The organism is Streptomyces sp. IBSBF 3136 (genome assembly GCF_036815105.1).
Classification (GTDB): Bacteria; Actinomycetota; Actinomycetes; order Streptomycetales; family Streptomycetaceae; genus Streptomyces.
On record NZ_JAJSZC010000071.1, the window covers coordinates 25,610 to 33,737 of the forward strand.

Annotated in this window: 5 protein-coding genes; 2 read left to right on the top strand and 3 right to left on the bottom strand. The window is 71.7% G+C overall.

Annotated elements, in window-relative coordinates; all coding sequences use genetic code 11:
* Window positions 1-74: 74 nt before the first annotated feature.
* Window positions 75-1,283, bottom strand: a complete 1,209-nt coding sequence (gene ftsY / locus V7E45_RS17625; RefSeq protein WP_333775124.1) for a signal recognition particle-docking protein FtsY — start codon at window positions 1,281-1,283, stop codon at window positions 75-77.
* Between the two features lie 168 nt (window positions 1,284-1,451).
* Here ftsY and V7E45_RS17630 point away from each other — a divergent pair, with 168 nt between their 5' ends.
* Together V7E45_RS17630 and V7E45_RS17635 are read left to right on the top strand one after the other, a co-directional pair.
* Window positions 1,452-2,933, top strand: a complete 1,482-nt coding sequence (locus tag V7E45_RS17630; protein WP_333775125.1) for a cytosine permease — start codon at window positions 1,452-1,454, stop codon at window positions 2,931-2,933.
* 87 nt (window positions 2,934-3,020) lie between these two features.
* Entirely contained in the window at window positions 3,021-3,992 is a 972-nt protein-coding gene (locus V7E45_RS17635; protein ID WP_333775126.1) for an LLM class flavin-dependent oxidoreductase, read from the top strand.
* Between the two features lie 316 nt (window positions 3,993-4,308).
* On the opposite strand, the gene V7E45_RS17640 is transcribed toward V7E45_RS17635, so the two are convergent.
* The gene (locus V7E45_RS17640) at window positions 4,309-5,727 is read right to left on the bottom strand and encodes a sugar porter family MFS transporter (protein WP_333775127.1); all 1,419 of its coding nucleotides are present in this window, start codon (window positions 5,725-5,727) and stop codon (window positions 4,309-4,311) included.
* Between the two features lie 217 nt (window positions 5,728-5,944).
* Window positions 5,945-8,128: AAA family ATPase (locus V7E45_RS17645; RefSeq protein ID WP_333775128.1), on the bottom strand; the 2,184-nt coding region annotated here is incomplete at its 5' end.

Here is an 8,128-nt window from a genome sequence, read left to right on the forward strand (position 1 = left end):
GCGAAGCGCCCGTCCCCAACTGCACCTTGGGGGCGGGCGCTTCTTCGAACCGGTGGGTTCAGAGCCGGGCGGTTTCACTCACCGATCAGCGCGTCCACGAACGCCTCCGGCTCGAAGGGCGCCAGGTCGTCCGCGCCCTCGCCGAGCCCGATCAGCTTGACCGGCACGCCCAGCTCCCGCTGGACCGCGACGACGATGCCGCCCTTCGCGGTGCCGTCGAGCTTGGTCAGCACGATGCCGGTGATGTCCACGACCTCGGCGAAGACACGGGCCTGCACCAGGCCGTTCTGGCCGGTGGTGGCGTCCAGGACGAGCAGCACCTCGTCCAGCGGCGCGTGCTTCTCCACGACCCGCTTGACCTTGCCCAGCTCGTCCATCAGTCCGGTCTTGGTGTGCAGGCGGCCGGCGGTGTCGATGAGGACGACGTCGACCCCCATCTCCTTGCCCTCCTTGACCGCGTCGAAGGCGACGGAGGCCGGGTCGCCGGCCTCGGGGCCGCGCACGGTGTAGGCGCCGACGCGCTCCCCCCAGGTCTGCAGCTGGTCGGCGGCGGCGGCACGGAAGGTGTCGGCGGCGCCGAGCACGACGGTGCGGCCGTCGGCGACCAGGACGCGGGCCAGCTTGCCGGTGGTGGTGGTCTTGCCGGTGCCGTTGACGCCGACGACCATCACGATGCCCGGCTTGCGGTCCTCGGGCTCGGTCTTCACGGTGCGGTCGACGTCGGTGCCGACCAGCTTGAGCAGCTCGTCGCGCAGCAGGGCGCGCAGCTCCACGGGGGTGCGGGTGCCGAGCACCTTGACGCGCTCGCGCAGCCGCTCGACCAGTTCCTGGGTGGGCTGCACGCCGACGTCGGCGGTGAGCAGCGTGTCCTCGATCTCCTCCCACGTGTCCTCGTCGAGGTGCTCGCGGGACAGCAGGGTCAGCAGACCCTTGCCCAGGGCGTTCTGCGAGCGGGACAGTCGGGCGCGCAGACGGACCAGGCGGCCCGCGGTGGGCTCCGGGATCTCGATTTCCGGAGCTTCGAGGCCGGGGCCAACCGGGGGCTCCTCCACGACGACCGGCGGGCCGCCCGGGAGATCCACCTCCTCGATCGTCCGGCGCGGTTCGTCGCGCGGCGTCTCGGCCTCGTCGCCGACGTGCGGCTCGGCCGGGGGCGCGGTGATGTCGGGCGCGGCGGGCGGCGGCGGGGGCAGCGGCTTCTTGCGCCGGCTGCCGACGATGAGCCCGCCGAGCGCGCCGAGCACGACCACGGCGATGACTACAGCAAGGATGATGGTTTCCATAACCCGTCCAGTATCAGTCATGGGTTCCGCGTGACCCCGCTTGTGGCTTCTCCCGAGGGACAAAGGGCACCTGGGGGAATGACTCGTCACAAAGTACGATGGCCGGGGCTCCGTCGACGCGCGTAGAGTCCCCCGTCCCCTCTCCCCACCCCCCGAGGCACTCTTCTCATGCGCAAGACAGCCGAGACCGACGGCGCACTCGAGACCCGCGGCATCGAGCAGGTACCCGACCACGAGCGCACCGGGAGGACCCGGGAACTGTTCCCCACCTGGGTCGGCGCCAACATCAGCGTGCTGCTGCTGACCATGGGCGCGAGCCTGGTGGTGGCGTACCACCTGGACATCTGGCAGGCCCTCGTCGTCGCGGTCGCCGCGCCGGTCGTGTCGTACGGCCTGGTCGGCCTGATCGGCATCGCGGGCAAGCGGGGCGGGGCGCCCGGCATGGCACTGTCGCGCGCGGTGTTCGGGCAGCGCGGCAACCTGCTGCCCGGTGCGCTGATCTGGGTCGCGCGCTGGGGCTGGGAGACGATCAACGCGGTGACCGGCGCCTACGCCATGCTCACCATCCTCGACATCGTCGCGGGCGTCCGGGCCGACAGCGTGCTGGACATGGTGATGCTGCTGGTCTTCGTCGTCGCGACCTTCGCGATCTCCGGCCTGGGCATCAACGCCGTGCAGAAGTGCAACAAGTACGCCACCTACTTCTTCGGTGTCTTCTCGGTCCTGGTGCTGGTGTACCTGGCCGTGCACACCGACTGGTCGAAGGTGGCCGGTCACGGCGGCGGTTCCACCGCCGCGGTGATCACCGGTATCGGCATGATCGCGGCGGGCGGGGTGAGCTGGATCCCCTCGGCGCCCGACTTCACCCGCTACCTGCCGCGCACGGCCTCGTCGAGGGCGATCGTGGGCACCGCGGTGGGCGGCGCCGGGATCGTGGTGCTGCCGATGGTGCTCATGGGCGCGGTGATGGCGGTCTCCACCCCCGACCTGGCCTCGGCCTCCGACCCGGTCTCCTTCGTCGGGGAGATCCTGCCGACCTGGCTCGCCGTGCCGTACCTGCTGATCGCACTGATCGGCATGCTGTTGATCAACTCGATGTCCATGTACTCGGCGGGCTTCACCGCGCAGACCCTGGGCTTCCGGGTGCCGCGGCACTGGGCGGTCTCGGTCAACGCCGTGATCTCGCTGGTCTTCGGCGGAGTGCTGATGCTGGTGGCCACGAGCTTCCTGGGCTCCTTCATCGCCTTCCTCTCCCTGCTGGCGGTGGCCTTCTCCGCCTGGGTCGGCGTGTTCGGCGCGGACATGCTGCGCCGCACCGGGTACGACGGGCGCGCCATGGCGGACACGACCCGCACCAGCGCCTACTGGTACCGGGGCGGCTTCTCCCCCGCCGCGGTGGCGGCCTGGGCGATCGGCCTGACCGCCGGGCTGATGTTCACCACCTCGGACTGGTTCACCGGCCCGCTGGCGAAGAACAACGTCATCGGCGAGTACGGCCTCGGCTGGGTGGCGACGATCGTGATCTCCGGCCTGCTGTACCTGGCCCTGCCGAAGCCCGCGGTGGTGCCCGCGCAGCCGGCCGCCGACTCCGCAGACTCCGCAGACTCCGTCGCCGAGACCGCCGGGGAGCCCGCGACGGCCGGTGTCTGACCCCCGCCGGCTCGTCCCGCCGCTGGCAATCTGACGATACGTCAGCTACCGTCCCCCTCCAGCCGTCGCACCGGAGGGGGACTTCCCATGCCCGTCACGGTCGTACGTTTCAACCTCGTCGAACCCGGTGCCGGCCGTGCCTCGCTCGCCGCCCGCTACCGGGCCGCCCTGGAGATGGCCGCGTACGCGGACGAGCACGGGATCACCACCGTGCAGACCGAGGAGCACCACGGCGCCGACAACAACTGGCTGCCGTCGCCGTTCGCCTTCGCGGGCGCGGTGTTCGGGGCGACCCGGAACATCGCGGTCACGGTGTCGGCCGTCATCGGCCCGTTGCACGACCCGCTGCGGCTGGCCGAGGAGATCGCCGTGCTGGACCTGCTGAGCGGCGGACGGCTGGTGACGGTCGCCGGGATCGGCTACCGGCCGGAGGAGTACGCCCTGTTCGGCGTGGACTGGAAGCGGCGGGGCCGGCTGCAGGACGAGCTGCTCGAGACCCTGCTGAAGGCGTGGACCGGCGAAGAGTTCGAGTACCGGGGCCGTACGGTACGGCTCACCCCGCGCCCGTACACCGATCCGCATCCGCTGCTGCTGGTGGGCGGCTCCTCGCAGGCGGCCGCCCGCCGGGCCGCCCGGCTCGGCCTGCCGTTCTTCCCGAGCGCGCACCTGCCGGAGCTGGAGGCGTACTACAAGGAGCGGCTCGCGGAGTACGGCACCGAGGGCTGGACGATGATGCCGGCCGCCGAGACCCCGTTGCTGCACCTCGCCGAGGACCCGGACCGGGCGTGGGCCGAGTACGGCGGGCACTTCCTGCACGAGGCGCGGACGTACGCGTCCTGGCAGTCGGGGCAGATCCGCTCGGCGGTGCGGTCGGCGGCCACGACGGTGGCGGAGCTGCGGGCCGAGGGGGTGTACCGGATCCTGACCCCGGGCGAGTGCGTGGCGCTGGGCGCGGACAGTCTCGTGCTGCATCCGCTGGCGGGCGGCATGCCGATGGAGGAGGGGTGGCGGAGCCTGCGGCTGTTCGCGGAGCGGGTGCTGCCCGAGCTGGGAGGCTGACCGGCGGCCGGGACCGGCCGTCGAGCGGCGCATGCCCTCCGGTGGGCGGGCATGCGTGCCGGTGAGCGGCGCGTGGTGAGCGGCGCGTGCCTACGGGGGTGGGGTCTGCCTGCCGGGGTGGGGTCTGCCTCCCGGCGAGTGGAGGGCGCCTGCCGGGGTGGCGTCTGCCTGCCGGCGAGCGGGGCGTGCCTGGCGACGAGTCACGCAGGAAAGACCGCCGTCCCCGGTCCGGGCAGTGGCCGGACCGGGGACGGCGGTGAGTACGAGGAGAGGGGCAGCGGGGACTTGGCCCTTCTCCCCGGGTTCACGGGGCGGGTCAGCCCATCTCCTCCAGGGCCTTGCCCTTCGTCTCCTTGACGAACTTGAGGACGAACGGGATGGAGAGCGCCGCGAAGACGGTGTAGATGATGTACGTGCCGGACAGGTTCCAGCTGGCCAGCGACGGGAAGCTCGCGGTGATGGCCCAGTTCGCGATCCACTGCGCGGAGGCGGCCACGCCCAGGGCGGCGGCGCGGATCCGGTTCGGGAACATCTCGCCGAGGAAGACCCAGACCACCACGCCCCACGACAGGGCGAAGAAGAGGACGAACACGTGGGCGGCGACCAGGGCCACCCAGCCCTGGGTGGCGGGGAGCTTGCCGTCGACCAGGTCGTACGAGAACGCCCAGGCCTCCAGGGCCAGGCCGACGACCATGCCGGCCGAGCCGATGAGCGCGAGCGGCTTGCGGCCGATGCGGTCCACGAAGATCATCGCGATCACGGTGCCGACGATGTTGATGATCGACGTCGTGAAGGAGTAGAAGAACGACTGCGTCGGGTCGACACCGACCGACTGCCACAGCGTCGAGGAGTAGTAGAACGCGACGTTGATGCCGACGAACTGCTGGAAGACCGACAGGCCGATACCGACCCAGACGATCGGCTTGAAGAAGAAGCCGCCGCCGAGCAGGTCCTTGAAGGTCGACTTGTGCTCGCTGCGCATCGCGTGCTCGATCTCGTCGACGCGCGCGTCCAGGTCGACGCCCTTGCCCTCGACCTCGGCGAGGATCTCCTTGGCCCGCTGCCGCTTGCCGACGGAGAGCAGGAAGCGCGGGGACTCCGGGATGGCGAAGGACAGCATGCCGTACAGGACGGCCGGGATCACCATCACGCCGAGCATGACCTGCCAGGCCTCGAGGCCCATGAGCTGACCGCGCTGGTTGCCGCCGGCCGCGTTGAGCAGGCCCCAGTTGACCAGCTGGGAGATGGCGATGCCGACGACGATCGCGGCCTGCTGGAAGGAGCCGAGACGGCCGCGGTAGGCGGCCGGGGCGACCTCGGCGATGTAGGCCGGGCCGATGACGGAGGCCATGCCGATGGCGAAGCCGCCGACGATGCGCCAGAAGGCGAGGTCCCACAGCGCGAAGGGCAGCGCCGAGCCGACCGCGCTGATCGCGAACAGGACCGAGGCGATCTGCATGCAGCGGATGCGGCCGATGCGGTCGGCGATGCGGCCGGCCGTGGCGGCACCGATGGCACAGCCGATCAGGGCGATGGCGATGACCTGGGCGAGAGCGGCGGGACCGATGTCGTAGCGGTCGCGGATGGCCTCGACGGCGCCGTTGATCACCGAGCTGTCGTAGCCGAACAGGAAGCCGCCCATGGCGGCCGCCGCCGCGATGAAGATGACGTGCCCGAGATGTTCGGGGTGAGCCGTCCCGGCTCCTGGCTGAGGTGCCTGCGCTGTGCTGGTCACGTGTGAAACTCCTCGGGCCGTCGGCAGCGCTGCCGACGTGGGGGTAAGCCCTTACAGGTGAGACCTGAAGGTAAAAGCAACGTTGCAGAGACTATGTCTTCAAGTTTCGAAGTCAATAGTCCCAGTCCTATGACTTTCACGGGACGGCGAGGTGCCTTGACTTCAAGAAGTGAAATCAAGGTCACATGCAGGTGTAGGTAGGTGTAGATCGCACCTGTCAGCGGAGCCGCTGCGAGATGACCTTCGACACACCATCGCCCTGCATGGACACGCCGTAGAGCGCGTCGGCGACCTCCATGGTCCGCTTCTGGTGCGTGATCACGATGAGCTGCGAAGCCTCCTGCAGCTCCTGCATGATCCGGATCAGCCGCTGGAGGTTGGTGTCGTCCAGCGCCGCCTCGACCTCGTCCATCACGTAGAACGGGCTCGGCCGGGCCTTGAAGATCGACACCAGCAGCGCCACCGCGGTCAGCGACCGTTCACCGCCCGAGAGCAGGGAGAGCCGCTTGACCTTCTTGCCCGGCGGGCGGGCCTCGACATCCACGCCCGTGGTGAGCATGTTGTCGGGGTCGGTCAGCACCAGACGGCCCTCGCCGCCCGGGAAGAGACGGCCGAAGACGCCCTCGAACTCCCGGGCCGTGTCCCGATAGGCCTCGGTGAACACCTGCTCGACGCGTTCGTCCACCTCCTTCACCACCTGGAGCAGATCGGCGCGGGTCTTCTTCAGGTCCTCGAGCTGTTCGCTGAGGAACTTGTGCCGCTCCTCCAGCGCCGCGAACTCCTCCAGCGCCAGCGGGTTGATCTTGCCCAGCTGCTGATACGCCCGTTCGGCGGCCTTGAGCCGCTTCTCCTGCTCGGCGCGGACGAAGGGCCGGGGCCGGTTGCGCGGGTGCTCGGGGTCCTCGGGCAGCGCCTCGCCCTCGGCGGGGGGCGAGGGCGGCACGAGCTCGCGCGGGCCGTACTCCGCGACGAGCCCCGCCGGTTCGACACCGAACTCCTCCAGCGCCTTGGTCTCCAGCTGCTCGATACGCAGCCGCTTCTCCGCCCCGAGTACCTCGCCGCGGTGGACTGAATCCTTCAACTTGTCGAGTTCGGCCTTGAGGTCGCGCCCCGCGCCCCGGGCGGCGGTCAGCTCCTGCTCCCGGAGGGCCTTGGCGGCCTCGGCTGCGGTCCGCTCCCGCTCCGCCCGGTTCAGCGACACCTCCACATGGGCCAGGAGCTGCCGGGCGCCGGACGCGACGGCCTCGGCGACGGCCGCCTCGTGCCGCAGCCGGGCCCGCCGCTGTTCCGCACGCGCGCGTGCCTCGCGCTCCGCCCGGGCCGCGCGGTCCAGTGAGTCGGCGCGGCCGGCCAGCCCCTTGACCCGCTCCTCGTGCGTCCTCGCCTGGAGCCGGGCCTCCATCTCGGTCTGCCGCGCGTTGGCGCCGTCGGCGGCGAGCCGGTCCCGCACCGAGGTGTCCGGCTCCTCCTCGACCGGCATCTCCTCGGCCACGGCCAGCCGCTCGGCCAGTTCCTCGGCCTCCCCCACGGCCTTCTCCAGCGCCTCCTGCGCGCGGGCGGCGGCCGCGGCGGACCGCTCGGCCTCCCCCGCCGCGCCCCGCGCCTGCCCGGCGAGCCGGCCGAGCTGCTGGGCCACGGACGACTTCTCCCGGTCGGCGGCCCGGCGCCGCTCCCCCAGCTCCTCCACGAGCGTGGCGGCCTCCCGGCGCCGTTCGGCCGCCGTCCGCTGCGCCGCGGCCAGCTCCTCGCACCGGACGGCCAGCTCGGCCAGCTCGGCCGCGGCCTCGTCCACGGAGGCCTGCACCTCCAGCAGGCTGGGCGCCCCGGCCGACCCGCCGTGCGCGAAGTGCGCCCCCAGCAGGTCGCCCTCGGCGGTGACGGCGGTCAGCTCGGGATGAGCCTGGACCAGGTCCTCGGCGTCCTCCAGGGTGCCCACGACGACGATCCCGCGCAGCAGCCGCCGCACGGCGGGCATGAGCCCGGCGGGCCCGCGAACGAGATCAGCCGCGAAGGGCGTCCCGCCGGGGCGGGGGGTGAGGCCGTCGCTGGGCGAGCCGATGCGGAGCGAGCCGTTGCTCTGCGAGCCGGCGCCGGGGGAACCGTGGCCGGGCAGGCCGGGGCCGGGCGAGCCGGGGCCGGGCGAGCCGGGGCGAGGCGAACCGCTGACGAGCAGGTCGGCGTCGGACGGACCGTCATCGGGGAAACTGTCGTGGGCGGGGCCTGCGCTGGTTGCGCTCTCGGTGCCTTCGGCGCCCGGCTGGGTGGGGATGGCCGGGGTGCCGGGGGTGAGCGCCGCGCCGCTCGGGGAGCCGTGCGCGGACGGCCACCGGGCCGTGGGGGGGGGCGCGGGCCCCGCCCCCGCCGAGGAAAAAAAAACACTACCCCCCCCCAAACATTTGAT

Excerpts from the sequence above, each read along its gene's own strand:
- ftsY (WP_333775124.1), bottom strand. The coding sequence starts at position 1,283 with ATGGAAACCATCATCCTTGCTGTAGTCATCGCCGTGGTCGTGCTCGGC.
- V7E45_RS17630 (WP_333775125.1), top strand. The coding sequence starts at position 1,452 with ATGCGCAAGACAGCCGAGACCGACGGCGCACTCGAGACCCGCGGCATC.
- V7E45_RS17635 (WP_333775126.1), top strand. The coding sequence starts at position 3,021 with ATGCCCGTCACGGTCGTACGTTTCAACCTCGTCGAACCCGGTGCCGGC.